At 48.6% G+C, this 20,418-nt stretch carries 14 protein-coding genes; 10 read left to right on the top strand and 4 right to left on the bottom strand.

Translation table 11 applies throughout. The features are described 5' to 3' along the window. The first annotated feature begins 125 nt into the window (after nucleotides 1-125). The 10 genes from BMW79_RS15630 to BMW79_RS15585 all read left to right on the top strand — a co-directional run bounded on the left by BMW79_RS15630 (nucleotide 126) and on the right by BMW79_RS15585 (nucleotide 12,176). Nucleotides 126-758, top strand: coding sequence for an START domain-containing protein (locus BMW79_RS15630; protein WP_089896282.1), 633 nt, complete (start codon nucleotides 126-128; stop codon nucleotides 756-758). After that, a complete protein-coding gene (locus BMW79_RS15625) occupies nucleotides 745-1,548 on the top strand; it encodes an SDR family NAD(P)-dependent oxidoreductase (RefSeq protein ID WP_089896280.1) in 804 nt (267 codons plus the stop codon). Before BMW79_RS15630 ends, BMW79_RS15625 begins: the two co-directional genes overlap by 14 nt. Before the next feature lie 9 nt (nucleotides 1,549-1,557). Beyond that, nucleotides 1,558-2,532, top strand: coding sequence for an NAD-dependent epimerase/dehydratase family protein (locus tag BMW79_RS15620; RefSeq protein WP_089896278.1), 975 nt, complete (start codon nucleotides 1,558-1,560; stop codon nucleotides 2,530-2,532). Nucleotides 2,533-2,550: 18 nt separating this feature from the next. Then, nucleotides 2,551-3,627 (top strand): sensor histidine kinase, encoded by a 1,077-nt coding sequence (locus BMW79_RS15615; protein WP_089896276.1) that lies wholly within the window; start codon nucleotides 2,551-2,553, stop codon nucleotides 3,625-3,627. Then, nucleotides 3,624-4,397: a LytR/AlgR family response regulator transcription factor gene (locus BMW79_RS15610; protein WP_089896274.1), complete on the top strand. Its 774-nt coding sequence runs from the start codon at nucleotides 3,624-3,626 to the stop codon at nucleotides 4,395-4,397. Before BMW79_RS15615 ends, BMW79_RS15610 begins: the two co-directional genes overlap by 4 nt. A 120-nt stretch (nucleotides 4,398-4,517) precedes the next feature. Continuing rightward, nucleotides 4,518-5,075, top strand: a complete 558-nt coding sequence (locus BMW79_RS15605; RefSeq protein WP_089896272.1) for an RNA polymerase sigma factor — start codon at nucleotides 4,518-4,520, stop codon at nucleotides 5,073-5,075. Nucleotides 5,076-5,119: 44 nt separating this feature from the next. Next, nucleotides 5,120-6,076 carry a FecR domain-containing protein gene (locus BMW79_RS15600; RefSeq protein WP_089896271.1) on the top strand — a complete coding sequence of 319 codons (957 nt, stop codon included), beginning with the start codon at nucleotides 5,120-5,122 and terminating at the stop codon, nucleotides 6,074-6,076. A gap of 207 nt (nucleotides 6,077-6,283) precedes the next feature. Further along, nucleotides 6,284-9,529 carry a SusC/RagA family TonB-linked outer membrane protein gene (locus tag BMW79_RS15595; protein WP_177192185.1) on the top strand — a complete coding sequence of 1,082 codons (3,246 nt, stop codon included), beginning with the start codon at nucleotides 6,284-6,286 and terminating at the stop codon, nucleotides 9,527-9,529. A gap of 10 nt (nucleotides 9,530-9,539) precedes the next feature. Continuing rightward, the gene (locus BMW79_RS15590; RefSeq protein WP_177192184.1) at nucleotides 9,540-11,081 is read left to right on the top strand and encodes a SusD/RagB family nutrient-binding outer membrane lipoprotein; all 1,542 of its coding nucleotides are present in this window, start codon (nucleotides 9,540-9,542) and stop codon (nucleotides 11,079-11,081) included. Nucleotides 11,082-11,159: 78 nt separating this feature from the next. Further along, entirely contained in the window at nucleotides 11,160-12,176 is a 1,017-nt protein-coding gene (locus BMW79_RS15585; RefSeq protein WP_177192183.1) for a glycosyl hydrolase family 18 protein, read from the top strand. Here BMW79_RS15585 and BMW79_RS15580 read toward each other — a convergent pair whose 3' ends face one another. From BMW79_RS15580 to BMW79_RS15565, 4 genes are all read right to left on the bottom strand, one after another. Next, nucleotides 12,177-15,377: a chemotaxis protein CheB gene (locus tag BMW79_RS15580; protein WP_089896262.1), complete on the bottom strand. Its 3,201-nt coding sequence runs from the start codon at nucleotides 15,375-15,377 to the stop codon at nucleotides 12,177-12,179. A gap of 132 nt (nucleotides 15,378-15,509) precedes the next feature. Continuing rightward, nucleotides 15,510-17,285 (bottom strand): SGNH/GDSL hydrolase family protein, encoded by a 1,776-nt coding sequence (locus BMW79_RS15575; RefSeq protein ID WP_245752508.1) that lies wholly within the window; start codon nucleotides 17,283-17,285, stop codon nucleotides 15,510-15,512. Between the two features lie 56 nt (nucleotides 17,286-17,341). After that, the gene (locus tag BMW79_RS15570; RefSeq protein ID WP_089896260.1) at nucleotides 17,342-19,498 is read right to left on the bottom strand and encodes a formylglycine-generating enzyme family protein; all 2,157 of its coding nucleotides are present in this window, start codon (nucleotides 19,496-19,498) and stop codon (nucleotides 17,342-17,344) included. Beyond that, a complete protein-coding gene (locus BMW79_RS15565; protein ID WP_089896258.1) occupies nucleotides 19,499-20,413 on the bottom strand; it encodes a sugar phosphate isomerase/epimerase family protein in 915 nt (304 codons plus the stop codon). It abuts the gene before it with no gap. Nucleotides 20,414-20,418: the final 5 nt, after the last annotated feature.

The following is a 20,418-nucleotide window of genomic DNA, read 5'->3' as shown; positions in this document are numbered from 1 at the left end:
AAAATAATAAACAAATGTAGATTATTATGCATAGTGACGGTTCATTCCCTTTATGCTACAACTCATCAGAAAATCGATGGTCAACTTCCCCACCGGGGGCATATTTGTATCATAAATGACGATGTATGGAACACCTCAATGTTTTTTTGATCAGCAGCCTGCTCTTTTTCCGGTCACTCACCGGCGATACCAGCGAGTTTAAGCTGGTAAAACAAGACAACGCCATCTCCCTGTATGAGCGATGGATCCCCGGCGCCGGTGGTGAAAATGTAAGGGAAATAAAAGCCGTCTTCCTCGTGAGATGTGCCGTGCCGGCAGTGGTTGGCCTGTTTAAAGACCAGGCCCATGGCCGCGACTGGAATACGAACGCCAGCGAATACAAAATAGTGCCTGCCCCCGATCCGCTTCACTGGATCACCTATATCCGCTATGATATCCCCTGGCCGGTAGATGACCAGGACTGCTGCCTGCTCTACCGCCTCCGGGAAACCAATGGCAGCGCGGAAGTGGTGTTCGAAAGTATCAACGACCAACGCTTCCCGTTGTATAATAAAACCACCCGCATTACCGGCACCCGGGGCAAATGGATCATGGAACCCACGCCCGGAGGGCCGCTGCGGATCACTTATATCGTTACCACAGACCGCAGCCGGAAAATTCCGCGCTGGGTATCTGATCCCATTATTCACGATAATCTGTTCAGGACAATGACAAAGTTCAAAGGCCTGCTCGAAAATAAAACGTATGCCCAACAATAATTACACCCTCATCACCGGTGCAGGATCCGGACTGGGAAAAGAATTTGCCATTCAATGCGCCCGCATGGGCAGGAATATTCTCCTCATTGCACTGCCGGGCAGCCGCCTGCAGTCGGTGGCCGATAACCTGGAACTGGAGTATCCCGTGAGCGTAAAAGTATTTGAATTTGACCTGTCCGACTCCGACACGCTCAAGCAGCAATTACAGCACATCACGGCGCAATATGATATAGATTTCCTGATCAACAACGCCGGTATCGGCGGCACATCTTCCATTACCAGCACCTCACTGGAACGGATAGACGATATTATTATGCTCAATGTACGCAGTACGGTATTGCTCACCCATCTGCTGCTGCCACACCTGCTGAAACACCGCCAGCCGCGTATCATGAACATCGCCAGCATGGCGGCTTTCACGCCTATCGCGTATAAAACGGTGTACCCGGCCTCCAAAGCCTTTATCTCCTCCTTCTTCCTGGGATTAAAAGAAGAAATGGCGCATACCGGTTTATCCGTGAGCGTAGTGTACCCTGGCCCCATCATGACCAACTCCCATACTTCCCGCCGCATCATCAGCCAGGGAAGAAAGGGACAAATGGGATTACTCGCTACGCCAGACATTGCCCGCATTGCACTGAAAGGTACCTTAAAAGGATACCCCGTGATCATCCCCGGTTTGATGAATAAAATTAATCATGCCCTCATGCAGCTCCTGCCGCTCTCACTCAAAATGAGGATCGTGTCGCGGGAGGTGAAGAAAGAAATTCCCTTTGGCTTATCCGTCTAAATAAAATACATGAAAAAAGTACTGATCACCGGCGCTAACGGCTTCCTGGGCGCTAATCTTACCCGGGAATTATATCGCATGGGCTTTGATATTAAAATCCTGATCCGGCCTTCGGCCGATTTGAAAGGCATCGCGGACATTCCCTGCGAAATCTTTTACGGCTGTATCGATAACAACAACGATGTACAGGAAGCCGTAAAGGGCTGTCATATTGTGATCCACGCCGCCTGTATCACCGAACAATGGGGCATCTCCTTTGCCGAATATGAACGCACCAACTTCACTGCTACCAAATATATCACCAGCGCCTGCATCACACACCAGGTGGAGAAATTCATTTACGTGAGCACCGCCAATACCATTGGTCCGGGTAATAAGAATAACCCGGGCAATGAACTCAACGGATTTACCCTGTTCAACGCCAACTCCGGCTATATCAACAGTAAATACCTTGCCCAGCAATATGTGCTGGAACAGGTGAGTGCCAGTCAGCTGCCAGGCATCGTGGTAAATCCCACCTTTATGATAGGACCGCATGATACCAAACCCAGCTCCGGTAAACTGATCCTGTACGGCCTGAAACACCGGTTACTGTTCTATCCCCCGGGAGGGAAAAATTTTGTACACATCAAAGATGTATGCCGGGGTATTATCAATGCGATTGAAAAAGGGAAAACAGGCGATTGCTACCTGCTGGCCGGACAAAATCTCAGCTACGCCGAATTCTTCCGGCTGCTGAGAAAGATCTCCGGCAAAAGGCAGTTGCTCATCCGCATCCCGGCCTTTGTACTGAAAACAGCCGGCTTTTTCAGCTCCCTGACACGTTTGCCCGGGAAACTGAATTATACCACGGCTTATCTCCTCTGCCTGGATAACTACTATTCCGGTAAAAAGTCCGAAAGAGAGCTGCAACTCCGGTACACACCGGTAGAAGCCGCCGTTACAGGAGCGCTCAACTGGTTTAAAGAAAATAACTACATTTAGTATTATAGCACCCACACCATGAATTTCCAGGAAAATGAAAAGTTATTCTCCAGTAAACTGTTTCTGTATCTGTCCAGGATACTGATCCTGTATACGTTCAGTACCATCTTCAAATCCTTTGATCTTTCCTTCATACATGGATTGCGCATCTTCGATTTCAGGGGACAGATGTTCAGTCTGTTCTATGTTATCTTTGGTCTGCTTGCGTGGGAGGGTGCGACCTGGCTGGCCCGCACGGTGGAAAGAAAAACCTCCGCGCGGCATACCTCCGGAAAGCTGGTATTTCTCTGTGCCGCCCTCCTGCTATACGGTGTACTCGTGGCCTTTCTCTTTGGCCTTTTTTACTCGCTGACGGATATCCTGTTGTTTCACCGCTATGAAGCATGGGAAAGTTTCCGCCGGTTCAGCTACAATCTGAACTTCGGCGTCTTTATGTTTTACCTGCTGATTCTCACTTTCAACGGGATTATATTCTATTACTCCGGCTGGAAAGAATACCAGCTGCAAACAGAACGGCTGATGCGCGAAAACATCCAGGCACAATATGACGCGCTGCGCAACCAGATAGATCCACATTTCTTTTTCAATTCCCTCAGCGTACTCACCAACCTGGTGTATAAAAGCCCCGATCTTTCGGCCGATTATATTACCCAGCTGGCCAAAACATACCGCTATATCCTTGATAAGAAATTCGAAAACCTGGTACCGGTACAAACAGAACTCGACTTCCTCGATGCTTACCTGTTCCTGATCCGCATCCGCCACCAGCAAAGTATCCAGTTCCATACCGATATATCGGACAAAGCCAGAACCAAAGGGATGATCCCACCGGTTACCTTGCAGATGCTCATTGAAAACGCCATCAAACATAACCGGTTCTCCGTACTGGACCCACTCACGATACACCTGAAAAGCGAAGGCAATTTCCTGGTGGTATCCAATCATATCCGGCCCAAAGCCCATCCGGAAATATCTTCCGGTATCGGCCTCGAAAATATCCGGAAACGCTACGCGCTGATCAGTAACAGCAATATTGAAATCAGTCAGACGGACAACCTGTTTATTGTTAAACTACCTATCATTACTGCCGCATGAGAATAGTTATTTTTGAAGATGAAATGCACAACGCCGAAAGGCTGACGCAATTGTTGCATAAGTGCAATCCGGATATCTCCATCGTTGCCGTGATCTCTTCCGTGGAAGAAGGCATCCGCTGGCTGGCGCAACAACAGCCGGTAGACCTGATGCTGATGGACATTCAGCTGTCTGATGGCAACTGCTTTGAAATATTCAGCAAAACGAAAGTACGCACGCCCATCATATTCACCACCGCCTATGACGGCTTTGCGCTCCAGGCGTTTAAAGTAAACAGCATCGACTATTTACTGAAACCGATAGACCTGGACGACCTGAAGAATGCGCTGAAAAAATATGAACAGTTCCGTCCTGCCACCAATTATACGGTAGACATCAGCCGCATTGCGGAAGAATTCCTGCGCCGCGACAGCACCCGTTTTATCGGGCGGATCAACAACCAGCTGATCTATGTAAAAGCAAAAGATATTGCCTGGCTGCAGTTTGCCCGTGGTGCCACCTGGGCCACCACCATTACGAATCAACGGGTACCGCTCGATTACTCCCTCGATCAGATCGAACAACTACTCGACCGGCACCAGTTTTTCCGGATCAACCGGCAGTTTATCATCCAGATAGATGCCATCAAAAAAATTACCACCTATTATAATAGTCGTTTAATTCTTCAATTAGCACCCGATGTTGATACTGATGTTATTATTAGCCGTGAGAGGGTTTCTGAATTCAAAAACTGGCTCGAAGGGAAAAGCGAAAATACCCCGGGCGGGTAACTGAGTAGCGCAGTTACCCTACCCCACTGAGTCTATCACTTCTTAATTTTTTTACAAATCAAAAAATATATTTCGTATACTTACATATTGCCGTTATACCGCTATGTTTTTATTAAATAGATGACAAAGGACGCTTTCCCATTTACAGGCGCTGAAATAACCAAGGCGCTGAACAACCAGGATGTATCCGTTTTCCGGCAATTATATGATACCTGCAGCGAAGAATTATACCTGTTAGCTTATCGCTGGGTAAAGGATAGCAGCCTGGCCAAAGACTTGGTACACAATCTCTTCGTCCATTTATGGGAAAAGGGAACTACCATCACTATTACCGGTAACGTACCCCATTATCTCTACCGCGCCATCACTAACCAGGCCATCAACGAACTGAAAAGAAGAAAACGCCAGGTAGGGGAAGACATCCTCCAATTCCAGTCGGATCACTCCTCCTTCTACGAAACAGCCGACTATATATTGCTGCAGAAAGAGCTGATGCAACATTTGCAGTCGCTCCCGCCACGCTGCCGGGAAATATTTATCCTGAGCCGTATCCGTGAACTTGAACCGGCCGAAATAGCCGAAAAGCTGGACATTTCCCTGAATACCGTGTACTTCCAGCTGTCTACCGCGCTCAAAACACTCCGCCAGATCCTCCCCGTAAAAAAAAGTTTGCGTTAGCATCAAAGTTTGCGCTTGCTGAAATGTCATTATAGTATACGCATATGGAAAATGAGCTGAATAATATCGTCATTGATTATCTGTCGGACCCGGATAATACTGCCAAAGCAGCCGCTGTGCAGCAATGGTTGAATGCCGACGCATCCCACCCTGCCCTGTTCCAGGAAATAAAACAGGTATGGGAAGCCGGTCGTAACCTGCCCGAAGAAACATTCGACCGTGATGCCGGCTGGCAGCAGCTGTCCGCACAGATCACGCCCGGAAAAAGTACCCCGGTACGTGCGATGCGCACCCGCTGGTGGTGGGCCGCCGCTATTGCGCTTCCGGTGCTGGCCTTCGCCGGTTACCGTTACCTGCACAGCACTCCTCCCGAATGGCACGACTATATCGCCAAAGGCAATACTACCGATAGCCTCCGCCTGCCTGATGGCTCGGATGTATTCATGAAACCCGGCACCATGCTGAGCTACCGCAACCGGCAACTGCGTATGACACAGGGGGAAGCCTTCTTTAAAATAGCGAAAGACGAACAGACACGTTTCAGCATAGCCATACCCAACGGCAACATCCAGGTACTCGGTACTTCCTTTAATGTGAAAACCACCAGCAGCTACAGCGATGTAGCCGTATGGGACGGAAAGGTAAGTGTACAAAGCAATAAAGGAACATCAGTGACCCTCACCGCCGGCAATCTGGCTATCGTGAACGCCGCCACCGGCGCCATAGAGAAACCGGAAGGCGACTATGCCTGGAGATGCGGATGGAGTAACCGCGATCTGGCTTTCAGCAACCAGGAACTGACCCTGATCATGCAAACCGTCGCCTCTTTTTATCATGTAACACTACATGTACCCAATGAAGACAGGCTGAAGTTCAAGGCGACCGTACGTTTTAACAACGTACCACTGTCCGAAGCACTGCAGGTACTTTCTGAAATACTCGATCTGAAAGTGGAGAAAGAAAACGATTCTACTTATTATTTTCAATATAGAAGAATATAAAACAACCAAAAAGCTAGTCAACCAAATTCAGTACTAATTACCAGGATCTAAAACGCAAATCAACAAACACGTTAAAAACACAAATGCGGCGAAGGCCGCCAGGCACTGTATTGCACACACTTTTACCAATTGGAAGCAGCTGATCCAACAGGAGAAAGTATGTCTGCCTCACAAGGCCCCCTATCATCAACAATCAAAAATAACTCAATGAAACTCATTCCCTGTATTTCCCTGATCTTCATGATGGTATGCTCCGCTGTTACTTCCATCGGGCAGGATAAAACCAGCGCATTGACAAAAAGGGTTTCTATAGATGTCACAGATAAAGCTGTACCCGAAATTTTGTCCCTGATTGAAAAACAGGCCGGCGTGCTGTTTGCCTATCCCAACCAGGTGATTGCCAATAAAAGCAAATTCACTATCCATCAGAAGAATGTTCCCATCAGCAGCCTGCTGCAAACACTCTTCCCCGCTTCACAGTATACCGTGAAAGCGATCGGCACACAGATCATCATTAAACAAACCGCCGGTAATAACGCGCCCGTAGCTGCCGACAGCTCCTCGCCACAAAAGATCATTGAAATGAATGCGGTGGTAGTTACCGCGCTCGGTATCGGCCGTCAGCAACGCTCACTGGGTTATGCTTTCACCGATGTAAAAGGCTCCGACCTCACCAGGGCGCGTGAAACCAATCCCATCGCCTCCCTCAGCGGACGTGTGGCCGGTCTGGATATCAATACCACCAACAGCGGTGTAGGCGCTTCCGTGAAAGTAACCCTCAGAGGAGTGAAAGTGATCGGCGGCGACAACCAACCACTGTATGTGATCGACGGTATCCCCGCCAACAACTCCTCTCCCGGCCAGGCAGATAAATATGGCGGATATGATCTGGGAGACGGCTCCTCTATCATCAATCCCGATGAAGTAGCCAGTATCTCCGTATTAAAAGGAGGCGCCGCTACGGCCCTCTATGGCAGCCGCGCTGCCAACGGCGTGATCCTCATCACCACCAAAAAAGGCAGCCGCAAAGGCCTGGAACTGGAAATCACTTCCAACGCCGTTCTTGAAAAACTGAACAGCAGCTACGATTTCCAGGAAGACTATGGCAGCGGCAGGGACGGTATATTAGCCAGGGATGTAGACGCCGCGAGAGGTTATACACAAGCCAGCTGGGGACCAAAATTCAATGCGGACAGTATGACCTGGATCTGGAACGGCACAAAGCAACCTTATGTGCGGGCACAAAACGCCATCCAGCATTTCTTCCGCGAAGGACTGACACTTACGAACTCAGTGGCCATTTCCTCCGGTGGGGAAAATACACAACTGCGCTTCACCTACACCAATATCCGCAACACCGACATCGTGCCCAACAGCGGATTACAGCGGCATAACTTTGCCCTGAGAGGTACCTCGCAGCTCACCAGCAAATTCAGCATAGACGCCAAACTGGCCTATGTCAATGAAAACGTCGATAACCGCCCGGCACTGTCAGATAATCCTAACAACATCGGCTATGTGCTAAGCGGCATCGCCCCCAATATCGATATCAACTGGCTGAAAGATTATAAAGATCCTATCACCGGTAACTATATCAACTGGAACAATAATAACTACCAGGTAAATCCCTACTGGGCCATCAACGAACAACCCAATAACAGTAAACAGGACCGCCTCAACGGCTTCGTGCAGATGAAATACCAGCTCCTGCCGGAACTCTCTGTACAGGCCCGCTCCGGTACCGACTACTCCCGCTTTGGCTTCCGCGAATTCATGGAATTTTCTACACCGTTTAATCAAACCGGCGCCATCACCATGAAAGACCGCGTATTCCAGGAAACCAATACGGAACTGTTGCTCAACTACGGCAAACAGGTACACAAATTCTGGATCGGTGGTAACCTCGGTACCAACCGCATGGATTTTCATGAAAATGTATTGAATACCTCCGGCCGCGACATCAGCGTAAAAGGTGTACAAAGCATCAATAACTTCCAGACCAAGATCAGTAACGAAATCATTAACCGTAAACGGATCAACTCTGTATACGGCGCGGTAAACTTCGCGTACGAAAATTACCTCTACCTCGATATCACCGGTAGAAATGACTGGTCTTCCACACTGGCTATGGGACAGAACTCCTTCTTCTATCCCTCCGTATCTACCAGTTTTGTATTCTCTGAACTGCTGCCTAAAAACAACCTGCTGAATTTTGGCAAACTGCGCTTCTCCATTGCACAAACCGGTACAGATGCGATTGATCCCTATCAGCTGAAACTTACCTACGGCAGTAATCCTGATATTCCGCTCGTAGGCGGCTATGCGATTGGCGGAGTAGCAGTAGATAAAGTACCTTTTAAAGACCTGAAGCCAAGCATCAGCAAATCGTACGAAGCCGGTATCAACCTCATCTTCTTTAATAACAGGGCCAACCTGGATGTGACCTGGTATCAGTCGAACACCCGCAACCAGATCCTGAATGCGCCGATTTCTTCCACCAGCGGCTATCCCAACGCAGTCATCAACTCGGGAAATATCCGCAACAGGGGTATTGAAGTGAGCATGCAACTGAAACCGATCGTATCCAAAAATTTCAACTGGGATATGAATGTGAACTTCGCACGTAACCGTAACAAGATCCTGGAACTCAGTCCGCTGGTATCCGGCTTCTACACGCTTGCATCCGCACGCTGGGCCAATGCGTCTATCGTTGCCAAAGAAGGAGAAGAATATGGTATTATCGTAGGCCGTCAGTTCCTCCGCAATACTGCCGGAGATCTGATCCTCGACGCCAACAATCTTCCGCAGTATGATCCTACAGACGCTAAACTGGGTAATGGCCAGTACGACTGGATAGGTGGTATCACCAATCGCTTTTCCTATAAAAATTTCTCGATCAACATCTTACTGGATATCAAACAAGGTGGCAGCATCTACTCCATGACCAACCTGCTCGCCTATGCCAATGGCCGGCAGAAAGGTACCCTTGATGGCCGCGAAGGCTGGGCGCTTTCAGAAAAAGCAAGACTTGCCGCCAATAAAACACCCGCAGAATGGACACCAACCGGTGGATTGCCGATCAAAGGTGTACAACAGGATGGCGTAGACGGTACCGGCGCTCCCAAATATAAAACCGCAGAAAGTTTCATCAATCCGCAAGCTTACTGGCAGCGGGTAACGGACAACATCCCCGAGCCATTTATTTATGATGCGTCATTTGTAAAAATCAGACAGCTGAACCTGGACTACAACTTCCCGAAATCTATTCTCGGCAATGGCATCATCCGGGACCTGTCTGTATCACTGGTAGCAAGGAACCTCTTTACCATCAGCAAACATATTCCCAACGTAGATCCGGAAAGCAGTTACAACAACAGCAACGGTCAAGGCTTTGAGTACGGCTCACTTCCTACCCGCAGATCTTATGGTATCAATGTGTATGCAAAATTCTAAATCACTACTGATGAAACGCAATAACTATACGCTCGTCCTGGTATTTTTTACGACCCTCCTGTTGGGCAGTTGTACCAAAGACTTTGAATCCATAAATACCGACCCTACCAAAGGTGACAATATTGATCCCGGACAGCAACTGGCAGCAGCCGCCTATTATCTTAATGGCGGCCGTGAAACGGGGTATCCTAATCTCTACCTCTTTCAGCCAAGGGTGCAATATATTGGCGGCAGCTGGGGGATGCGCACCGGCAGCAAATATATCCGGGATGATTTTTACAATGAACGCCCCTGGGAAATCTTCTATGGCAAAAGCATCAAGCAGCTGGCAGACATGATCGAACGCTGCAAAAACGATGGGAAAGTGGTGAATTACGTAGCTGCAGGCCGCATCCTGAAAGTCTATATCTTCTCGCTGCTCACCGACTGCTATGGTGATATTCCCTACAAGGATGCCGGGCTGGCATATTACAATAAAACCTACACGCCGGCCTACAATACCCAGCAGGAAATTTATATGGATTTCTTCAAGGAACTGACCGAAGCAAACGCCCAGTTCGATGATACAAAAGCACCTATCGGTAACGATATTGTGTTCCAGGGTTCCATCGCCAAATGGAAAAAACTGGCGAACTCACTCCGGCTGCGACTCGGTATGCGCCTGTCTAAAATTGATCCCGCTACTGCTGCCAAAGAAGTTCAGGCAGCCGTTACCGCCGGTGTGATGAAAACGGCAGATGATAATTTCAAGATGATCCATGAAAACTTCAACTTCCCTGATCTTCGTGGCAATGGACTGTCGCAGGCTTTACAGGAAGACCAGACCTACAACTACACGCTCGGCTGCAGCACTTTTGTCAATTACCTGAAAGGAGAAAATGACCCGAGACTACCAGCGATCTTTATTAATAAAGATGCCGCCGGCAACGACATCACTGCTAAAACCAATTATTTCACCCTCGCCCCCGGCCTTTACTGGTGGGATAACTGGGGCGATTTCACGGCTGCAGATGGTACCGTTATTCCGCATGGCGCCAAATTCACCAAGATCAATGCGCCTTTCTATCAGCTAAACGCTCCTTTCCTTCATATGGGCATAGCGGAAACAGAATTCCTGCTGGCAGAAGCAGCCTCCAGGAACTGGATTGCAGATGATGCCAATACACACTACCAGCTCGGCATCCGGGCTGCCATGAAACAACTGGAACTTTATCCGGGCATGACACCCATCAACGGCACACTGGTAGATAACTTTGTAGCAGCCCATACCCTCACTCCTGCCAAAGCACTGGAACAGATCAATATGCAGAAATGGGTAGCGCTGTTTCCGAATGGTTACGAAGCCTTCGCAAACCAGCGCAGGAGTGGTTTCCCGGTACTGGCGGCCATTGAAGATGTGGGTGGCGAATCTGAAACAGGCATGAAACCATTCAAACGTCTATTCTATCCGGGCACTGAAGCCTATAACAATACGGCCAACTACCAGGATGCGCTCAAACGTATCGGCGGTAAAAATGATTGGATGCAACCCGTTTGGTGGGATAAACAATGATTGTCAGATACAAAACATGGCCCCATATTGCACATCAATATGGGGCTTTTTATACCTTTTAAAACCAGGCTTATGCTCATGAAACATACACTTACTTTATGCTGCCTTTTCTTATTTCTGACCACCGCCTGTGCTAAAAAGAATACGCACAGCGAACCGGAACCACCCGGTATCCGCATACTGGGTTACTTTTTCAGCCCGGCCAACAACTGGCTTGCAGAACTCCCTACGATCGATCTGTCGAAAGTCACCGATATCAACCTGGCCTTTGTGAACCCGGATGCCAGCGGCACCTTCGGACAACATAACACCGAAGCATTACTGCAACTGACCACCAAAGCACATCAGCAGAAAGTACGCGTATTCTTTGCCATCGGCGGTGGAGATCCACCTGCCTCTTTTGAGCCACTGCTCAATACGGCCAGCAGAACCGCATTTATCAACAATATTGTGAACCTGGCTGTCCGTGCCGGCTTTGACGGCGTAGACGTAGACCTGGAAAATACCCTGATCACTCACGATACCACCCGCTATGCTGCTTTCGTGAGCGAATTGCAGGCCGCATTACACCAGAAAGGAAAACTGATTACTTCCGCACAGGTACAATGGAGCAGTACGCCGCAGTTTATGTCGGCCACTACGCTTAATAAATTTGACTACATCAATATCATGTCATATGATGCCACCGGATGGTGGAACCCTGCCGCCCCAGGCCCACATGCCAGCTATGAAAAAGCTACCGGCGATTTTGCGTTTTATCGCGCCAGGGGTATTCCTGCGGAGAAGTTGTACGTTGGTGTACCGTTCTATGGATATGCATTCGGCCCCGGCTTCCCGGCTACTGATGCGGGTAGTACTTTCACGTACCGCGACCTCGTGACCACGTATCCCAATGCCGCCGGCAGCGACGCTATCGTAGTGAAAGATAAAGGCACGATTTATTACAATGGAACCGGAACAATAGAAAAGAAAACCGCTTTTGTGAAAAGCAATGGTGGTGCAGGAATTATGATCTGGCACCTGCAACAGGATGTGGCAACAGGTGATAAAAATTCCCTGTTGAACGCAATCTATAATAAGGCGCGCGGGAAATAACTAATTTGTTTTGAAGTAAATTTTAAAGGTGCTTCCCTGGTTTAACACGCTGTCTACCGCTGTCATACCACCGGAAGCATCTACTATTTTCCGGACCAGGAATAATCCGATACCCAGTCCCTCTATCTCCGGATGCAGGCGTTTATACATGCTAAAAACGGCTCCCAGCTTGTCCTGCTCAATGCCGATCCCGTTGTCTTTTACTTCCATCAACAGGAAACCATTCTCCTTCCGGGTACTTATTTCGATTTTCAGCGGGCGGTCTGCCGCCCTGAATTTAACCGCATTGGTAATAAGGTTATAAAGAATGCTGCGCAGGTTTTTCCTGGAGAAAATCAACTTGTTCTCTGCCAGGTTACGGGAAATCACCGCAGTGGCTGCCTGCATTTTGTCCTGGATACTGAAGAACACTTCATCCAGTACCGAACCGATCTCTACTTCCTGTACCTCTTTCACGGCTTCGCTTTCTATCTTTCCTACTTCCGCCAGCTCCCGCAGATTTTCTTTGAAGCGCTTAATAGAGGTTCCGATCATATCCGTATACAACACAATGTCCTTATCCTCCATATCCACCTTTTCATTCAACAACTGCATCAGGCCTTCTATACTGGTCAATGGGCCCAGCAGATCATGAGAGGCGGAGTTTACAAAATTATCCAGGTCTTCGTTGATCCGTTGCAGGCTCAGGTTCGACCGGTTCAGTTCCAGTTCGGCCTTCTTTAACAACGAAATATCATTGAAAGAAATAATGGCGCCGTCCTGCAAATGATCCAACTGCCGGATATAAGGCATTACCATCATCTGGTACCAGTTGCCGTTAAAGGATTCTACTACTCTCGACAATACTACACCCTTGTCAATTACCTGCCGGAGATCCTGCTCCAGGGAATTGTCTTTAAAATTGACCGTAATATCATGGATAGGGCGCCCAATATCGCTTTCCTGGAGATTGATATGCCGGATAGCAGCGGGAGAGAATTTTTTCAACAACAGTTTATTGTCTACAAACAATTGTCCGTTGAGATTACTGCGGAAATAATTGTCCATATCGTCATTCAGTACGATCAGTTCTCTTATTTTAAGCTGGTAATCGGTATTGATCGTTTGCAGCTCTTCGTTCACCGACTGCATTTCTTCATTGGCACTCTGCATCTCTTCATTGGCAGAGACGAGTTCTTCATTGAACGATTGCATATTTTCATTGGAGGCATCCAGTTTCTCCATTGCTTCCTGTAAACGCTGCCGTGTATCTTTCAGTTCTTCTTCCAGACTTTGCAAACCGGCGTTGAGGTATACCTGCAAATCAAATGCAGGCGCCGCCGGTGTTTCCACCGTCTTGTTTTCTGTAAACAATACCAGCAGCAGCGCACGATCAGCTTCCCTTGTATGCAAAGGACGGATAGTGAGATTAATTACTTTAGGCGGGGCATACTCTGCTACAGCGATACCTGTTACTGTTACCCGCTCATTATTTTTCAACGCTTCTCTTGCTGCGGTGGCATATACCACGCTCAGCGATCCGGGCAGCAGGTCCATCAGGTTAAAACTGAAAACCTGTTGCTGCAGAAAGCGTTCTACTTTACCGAAATATTTTACCACCCGATGGTCAGTGTCTACACAAACACCGGCAAAATCGCTTTCGGCAAACAGCAATTCGTTCACTTCTTCCAGCATCATACTTTTCTTTCCGGTATTACCGGTTTTTTTTGAAGGTACCAATGGCGCCATGCTACTATCTGCTAATGTCACGGGTGTAAAGATATCAAACCTTACGGACCTCGCAGATGCCTGATTGCGGTATATTTTCCATTTTTTATCGATCTCCGTGAGATGAGGTTGCAGCATGCCCATATTTTCACTCGATCCCAGGAACAGGTAGCCCTGCTGGCTTAATCCGAAATGCAGCATTGCCAGCGCCTTTTGCTGCAATGATATATTCATATAGATCAGCAGGTTCCGGCAACTGATCAGATCCATGTTACAATAAGGCGGATTCTTTACCACATTATGCTGTGCAAAAATCAACATCTTACGGATATGTTGCTTGATACGGTAACCATTCGCCTCCTGAATGAAGTGCCGTGCCAGTCGTGCCGGCGATATCTCCTGCTGTACCTGGTCACCATACAGCCCTTTGCCCGCAAATTCCAACGCGGACTTGTCTATATCGGTTGCAAAAACTTTGATGGTGATTTCCTTACCTGTCTTCTCTGCTTCTTCGTACAACAGGATGGCCATTGTATACGCCTCTTCTCCCGTGGCGCACCCGGCTATCCAGATCTTGATTTCTTCTTCCGGCTTCTTCCGTGTCATGATTTCCGGCAAAACCGTTTCCCGGATCACGTCAAACGCTTCCGGATTTCTGAAGAAAGAAGACACGCTGATCATAAAACTCTGCGCCAGCGTTTCCACTTCTCCGGGATGTTGCAGCAGATACTGGTAGTAAGGTTCCAGGAATTCAAAATTGAAATAAACCATGCGCCGCCTGATACGCCGCAATATGGTAGTAGGTTTGTATTCAGAAAAATCAAATGGCAGCTTCTCCCGGATCAGGTCAATGATCGCAGTAATACTCTTTTCTTCCATGGCTTGTATAGCGGGAGTGACCACACTCTTCTTCGACTTGTTTACATATTCTGTGATAACGGCCGGCATCTCCGCCGGAGTGAGCACATGATCTACCACGCCGGTGGCAATGGCACTTAAAGGCATACCGTTGTATTGCGCCGTAGCCGGGTTCTGCACCATGATCATTCCTCCTGCCTTACAGATGGTTACAATGCCTTCGCTGCCATCGTCACCGGAACCCGACAGGATCACCGCAATCAGGTGATGCTCGTTGTCTGCCGCCAGCGAATTAAAAAAGGTATTGATGGTCCGGTGGGGCGCAGCACTACTGCTTTTATCTTTCAGAAAAAGGCGACCGTCCTGTATTGTCATGGACTGCGGACTTGGAATCAGGTACACCTGGTTGGGCTCCACCAGCATATTATTGGCGGCTTCCTTTACCTGTAACTGACTATGCCGGGACAATATTTCCACCATCCGGCTTTTATAGTCTGCCGAAAGATGTTGTATAATAATGTAAGATGCCTGCGCTAACGGGGTATGATCAAAAAAAGATTGTAATTCCTCTATTCCGCCTGCAGAGGCTCCGATGGCAACAATAAAATGAGGGTCCTGATTATATTGAGTTCTCATGCAAAATATTTATGCTGTCTTTCCTGCCTATTCTGATGAGCTCACAGAGAAGTGTCCAGTGATATTTCCATCTAATGTAGGAAATATAACTGAACACCCTTTTTTTTTATTTCGACACGTCAAATGTTGATTTTACTGCACCTTCAGGTACTTATTAATCAGGGCTCCCAATCGTTCGTATCCTTCCTGGTTCGGATGTAACCCATCAGAAAACAGCGACACATCGATTTTTCCGTCCGCTTTCAGGAATAATTTACCTGCATCGAGAAACTGGATATTCTTACCTGCGGTACGCTTCGCTATCAGCTGATTGATGCGAACCACGCGGCTTTCCATTTCCTTGCGTGGCAATATACCCATGAGGATAACTTTTGCAGCTGCCTGCCTGGCTTGTATATTTTTCAAGAGAAATACCAACCCGGTAGCAATCTCTTCGTCTGTATTGGCCTGCAGATTGTTGGTTCCGATCATTAACACGATATATGCCGGCGAAATACCATCCAGTTCTCCGTGCTGTACGCGCCACAGCACATTTTCCACACGATCCCAGCCAAATCCCAGGTTCACTGCCTGTTTGGGCGTAAAATACTTTTCCCAGGAAAGGCTCCCGTTTCTGACTTTCGCCACGGGTTCTCCACCCCAGAAATTCGTAATGGAGTTACCCATAAACACCACCTTCGGTTGATGTGTTTTGTTATATGCCATTACTGCTTCATGCCGTGTTTCCCAGTCGTAGGTATTGTAATCCCTGCGTTGGGTCACTGCCGTAGTGGTAACCGTGTTGCCGTTTTCTGCATGCAGTATTTCCCGGATCTTTTTCGCATAGGCGTCGGCGTAGTGCATCATACCAATATCATTCGGATGCGTACCATCTACCATACTTTCAATATCCTGGCCTATTTCGGCTTCTGTGAGCAGGCTGATATTTTTCACACCGGCTTTTTGCAGGGAATCGTACACCTCCCGCAAGGTAGCATTTGCCTGTTTATAAGCCGCTTTACTGCTGAGGTTCATGTCGCCACCAGTATAGCCGTCGTGTTCTGTGAGCAGGATCGGTGTACCCGGATGTCCCTGTTGCAGAAAAGTTACTGCGTTGGTGATACGACGCTTTAATTCGGCGCCTGCATACTCCGCACCCGCGAGATTAGGTAAACAATCCAGTACAAAAAGACGGGCATCCAGTTGTCCTACAAACTCCTGCACTTCTGGCTCCAGTCGCCCGTTACCCGAAAAGGCCAGGTTAATCACCGGCGATTCCAGTTTACGGCCGAGGATGGAAGTCCATGCTAAACCCGGCCGCGTAGCACAGGCGCCCTGTGCAATGGAAGTACCGTATATCACCACAGGGGCTTCTTTACGTACCGGCAACGGTTGTAATAGACTTTCCTCCGGCACGGAAACAGACAACCACTTTACAGAATTATACAAAGGCAGGTAAAGGGTATAATCGATATTTTTAACGTGCTGGTCGTATTTCTTTAATCCTGCAAAGCGATATACAATTGTATCTTTAAAATCATATTTACCGGCGCACCACAACCATTGGCCGTCGATGCTTTTGGCATAGAGGTCTACCCCGCTTACACCGGTGGCAGGCATATGCGGCATTTCCTTCGCACCGCCCACCACATATTTCACTACAATTTCATCAGCATCCGAGCGGAAACGCAGGTTCATACCTGCACTGTTTTTCGACAGGTTCCATACCGGTGTTCTCACCGTCTTTTCTGCTTTGGCGGGTAAGCGGTCGTAGTAGTTATTTAAACCAGTGGTCCATCCACGTCCTTCTAAAGCGGACACGGTATCGTAAGCAGGAATCCAGGTTTTAAACGTGCGTGGCGTTTGTGCCAGGCAATGACCAGCTACAAACAACGCAACGCTGATACCGGAAATAATCTTCATTTTCATAACATCATAGATTCATTGATCACTAATAATAACTTCAATTGCCGGCTCCGGCGATCCTATTCTGCGTCTGCCACACAACGGAAGCCAACCGTTCCCGAACGGTCCATGCCCGGTGATACCAAGAGGTACTTCCCATGCTGCGTCAGTTTAGGCGTTTGCGGGAAATACCAATAGGAGGTTTGCGGACGATAATAGCTGCCGCCTTTTAATACAGCGGAACGTGTATGCGTATCCGTATATTCATCGGTCCATTGCCATACATTGCCGGTGAGGTCTTTCACCCCAAACGGACCGGCGCCTGCCGGGTATGCGTTTACGTTAGTAGGTGGTCTGCGTTCCCGGGTAGTATCCGGCACGGGTATACGAAGCGAGTCGGCTTCCTGCCCCCAGGGATACTGACGGTTGTCTGTGCCCTGTGCCGCATACTGCCATTCCCACTCATGGGGCAATCTTTTGCCCGCCCAGGTGGCATAGGCCCTTGCATCTTCTATACTTACCCAGGTTACGGGCTTTTCTGCCCAACCATCAGGATAATTTCCATGTTGCCAGTCCTTCAGGAAATGATGGTCATCCGCCGGATGATACCCGGTTGCCTGTACGAACTGTTTGTACTGACGGTTGGTTACCGGGTACACATCCATGTAAAATGCCGGTAGCTTCATCCCATGCCGGTGAACACGTTGCGGATGCGACTCCCAGGGATACTGCACCCCGATCGCCTCCGGTAACTCATTGCCTTCTATCATCACTCCAGCCGATTCAAAATGATACTGGTCTGTGCCCGGTATCCGGACCATACCTTCCGGCGGCTGCTGATACTTCTTAGTAGCAGGAATGAGCGTTTGACGCTGCTGCAAAGGAAGTGAAATTCCGCTTAAACCGGCCAGCGGTGTTTTGGCTTGTTGGCACATTACGCCCAGGAATGCGGATAGTCCAGGCAGTGTGGCATTATTTTTCACCAACGCTACCGCACCAAAACCATTTTTCTCTATACTAAAATCGAGATATGCCTTACCATCCTTCACGGTTGCCTTTAACTGCCGCCCATTCCACACATCATAATAACGATCGCCCGCGCCGAACGGCAGCGCCAGTTGAGCCCCCTGCTTTACCACGCTATCGCGGTTAACCAGCGTATAGACAGTCACGTTATTACCAGGAAATGCCGACGCAAATACGCCGGGTTGCTCCGTGAGTATATGCGGCTCCCAGTTTTCACTGCTCCATACCGTCGGGAAAAAGCGATAAATCTGCCGGATACGGCGAATGGCAAAGGCATACCGGTCGGGCAACTGGTTCCAGATTCCCCAGATGTTCTCCCAGGTATTGTAACCTACACCATTGAAGAAGGCATATTGCAGGTCGTCGGTTTTGTTCACCGACCAGCGGTCGGTAACATGTACCTGGTGCCGTGGCTCCAGCCACTTATATACACTCACGCCTGGTATATAACTGAATTCCGGGCTTCCCCATTTCAACCAGTAATAGCCCCAGCTCATCGTGTTCCATTCTACCATTTTCAGATCTCCGATATGGATCTCGGGCTGCAATACAAGCGGGTAACCCGCACGGGTATACGCATCTTTAAAGTCCTCACTAACGCCATTCATCGTATCTCCATTCAAGCCGTCTGCACCAAGCTCTTTCATCTCACCGGTGAGCGCTGCAGCCATCGGAATGCTTATCCTGCGTGTTCCATGATCCCAGATCATGATAGGAAAGAATACCTTCACTCCCCGCCGGTGAAACGCACGGATCATCTGCTGTATTCCTGCTTTACCACCGGGCATATCCGCCACCAGGTCGAACTGGTTGCGGTTGTCGATGCCGATATTCGGATAAGTGGGCCATATCAGTACGCCATCCAGGCCACCGTAGCGTTTTTCAAGGTCGTCCAGGAAACGGTCTACCGTGTATTGCCGGGTGGCCGTATCATACAGGAAGCGGTCGTGCGCCATTACCTGTGCAAACATAAAGGTTTGCTGCACCCAATTGAATTCCTTCCTGCTATATTCGTTGCCGTTATAAGACAAGCGTTTCTTTTCGTTGGTGCGCCACTGTTGTAGCGTATCCAGCCACTGCGCCCGCCGGTCCGTTGAGGCCGGACCGGCTATCAGCTCCTTCTCTGCTCCGAGCCATGTTACCTGCTGCGCGCAAAGCACCGCAGGTAACACCATTGTCAATATACCAATCGTTATAGTCCGTAGTTTCATTTAGTAGCCCCATTTTTTCATTACGGCCAGGTCTTCTTTCACAGCATCCAACGGCGCCTGACCCTGGTAGGACTCCTGCTCAACAATAAAATGATGTGTACCACCGGCTTTCTTACCCAGGTCAATTACTTCCTTTACTGGTATGATACCTTTACCCAGTACCGTGCTTTCGTATTTTCCACCCATTTCGCCTTTGTCTGTTTTTATTTCATCTTTCACATGCATCAGTTCAAAACGACCGGGATATTGCTTGATAATATCGAGGGCGATACCACCGGCGTGGTACATATTGCCGATATCCAGCTGCTGTGCTACCAGTGACGGGTCTGTATTCTGGAGAATAAGATCAAATATTTTCCTGCCGTTCAGCTGCTGACTGAATTCAAAATCGTGGTTATGATACCCGAACTTCATTCCTGATTTTTTACACAGGGCGCCGCTCCGGTTAAATACATCCATATAGGCTTTAAAGTCATCATAGTTCTTGCGCAGACTTTCATCCAGCCATGGGCTGATTACGTAGTGCTGCCCCACGATGGCGGCATCTTCCACGGTATACTTCCATTCATCTGTAAAATCTTTTTTTGCAGCATCCCAATGTTGTTTTCCCATCACGGTATGCCCGCTCGGCATCAGTAATCCCAGGTCGTCCAGCAGTTTTTTAAATTCTTTGGCGCTGTAGCCGTAGAACTGGCGCTTGCTGTAGCCGGCATGTTCTACATTTTTATAGCCCATGGCCGCCAGCTGTTTCAGCGTACCGGAGGGATCTTTTTTCATATCCTCGCGGATAGAATACAATTGTATTCCCAGCAATGGCTTCGCCGCATTGGCAGCCAGCAAACCTTTTGGCAGGAATGCCGCACCGGCAACCGCCAGGCTTCCCTGCAACAGAAAACTTCTTCTTGAAATGCTCATAGTAA

This window comes from Chitinophaga arvensicola, assembly GCF_900110835.1.
In the GTDB taxonomy this organism is placed as follows: domain Bacteria; phylum Bacteroidota; class Bacteroidia; order Chitinophagales; family Chitinophagaceae; genus Chitinophaga; species Chitinophaga arvensicola.
The sequence above is the reverse complement of the archived record's forward strand: the minus strand, read 5'-3'. Positions and strand labels throughout refer to the sequence as shown.

What these genes read in the sequence shown, in the direction of transcription:
- BMW79_RS15630 (WP_089896282.1), top strand. Translation starts at nt 126, where the DNA reads ATGGAACACCTCAATGTTTTTTTGATCAGCAGCCTGCTCTTTTTCCGG.
- BMW79_RS15625 (WP_089896280.1), top strand. Translation starts at nt 745, where the DNA reads ATGCCCAACAATAATTACACCCTCATCACCGGTGCAGGATCCGGACTG.
- BMW79_RS15620 (WP_089896278.1), top strand. Translation starts at nt 1,558, where the DNA reads ATGAAAAAAGTACTGATCACCGGCGCTAACGGCTTCCTGGGCGCTAAT.
- BMW79_RS15615 (WP_089896276.1), top strand. Translation starts at nt 2,551, where the DNA reads ATGAATTTCCAGGAAAATGAAAAGTTATTCTCCAGTAAACTGTTTCTG.
- BMW79_RS15610 (WP_089896274.1), top strand. Translation starts at nt 3,624, where the DNA reads ATGAGAATAGTTATTTTTGAAGATGAAATGCACAACGCCGAAAGGCTG.
- BMW79_RS15605 (WP_089896272.1), top strand. Translation starts at nt 4,518, where the DNA reads ATGACAAAGGACGCTTTCCCATTTACAGGCGCTGAAATAACCAAGGCG.
- BMW79_RS15600 (WP_089896271.1), top strand. Translation starts at nt 5,120, where the DNA reads ATGGAAAATGAGCTGAATAATATCGTCATTGATTATCTGTCGGACCCG.
- BMW79_RS15595 (WP_177192185.1), top strand. Translation starts at nt 6,284, where the DNA reads ATGAAACTCATTCCCTGTATTTCCCTGATCTTCATGATGGTATGCTCC.
- BMW79_RS15590 (WP_177192184.1), top strand. Translation starts at nt 9,540, where the DNA reads ATGAAACGCAATAACTATACGCTCGTCCTGGTATTTTTTACGACCCTC.
- BMW79_RS15585 (WP_177192183.1), top strand. Translation starts at nt 11,160, where the DNA reads ATGAAACATACACTTACTTTATGCTGCCTTTTCTTATTTCTGACCACC.
- BMW79_RS15580 (WP_089896262.1), bottom strand. Translation starts at nt 15,377, where the DNA reads ATGAGAACTCAATATAATCAGGACCCTCATTTTATTGTTGCCATCGGA.
- BMW79_RS15575 (WP_245752508.1), bottom strand. Translation starts at nt 17,285, where the DNA reads ATGAAAATGAAGATTATTTCCGGTATCAGCGTTGCGTTGTTTGTAGCT.
- BMW79_RS15570 (WP_089896260.1), bottom strand. Translation starts at nt 19,498, where the DNA reads ATGAAACTACGGACTATAACGATTGGTATATTGACAATGGTGTTACCT.
- BMW79_RS15565 (WP_089896258.1), bottom strand. Translation starts at nt 20,413, where the DNA reads ATGAGCATTTCAAGAAGAAGTTTTCTGTTGCAGGGAAGCCTGGCGGTT.